The 240-nt window shown below is 66.2% G+C and carries 1 protein-coding gene; it reads right to left on the bottom strand.

Annotation, left to right across the window (positions count from 1 at the left end; genetic code table 11):
- Positions 1–27 precede the first annotated feature (27 nt).
- Complete coding sequence (locus AC0CH3_RS17930) at positions 28–159, bottom strand: hypothetical protein (RefSeq protein WP_465238142.1); 132 nt, start codon at positions 157–159, stop codon at positions 28–30.
- Between the last annotated feature and the right edge of the window lie 81 nt (positions 160–240).

The following is a 240-nucleotide window of genomic DNA, read 5'->3' as shown; positions in this document are numbered from 1 at the left end:
TCTCGCCACGGATCGTCACGGTCTTCGTCACGGCTGATCTGCCTGCGTGATTTCTGGTGCCTGCAGCCGGATCTGCGCGAGCATGGCGAGTCTGGTACGCGCTTCCCGGTCGAAGAGCCCGCTGCGACGATAGACCGACAAGCATCCGCGCGCGGTCATAGCATCTCCAGCGGCACGGGGCCGCGCGGGGCAGGAATGGCGTCATCCAGCCGGGCGACGATGTCGTCGGATCACGCGAGA

The organism is Sphingomonas sp. AC449 (assembly GCF_979253475.1).
This window is presented reverse-complemented; position numbering and strand designations above follow the sequence as displayed.

Coding starts and splice junctions, on each gene's coding strand:
- AC0CH3_RS17930 (WP_465238142.1), bottom strand. CDS start 159: ATGACCGCGCGCGGATGCTTGTCGGTCTATCGTCGCAGCGGGCTCTTC.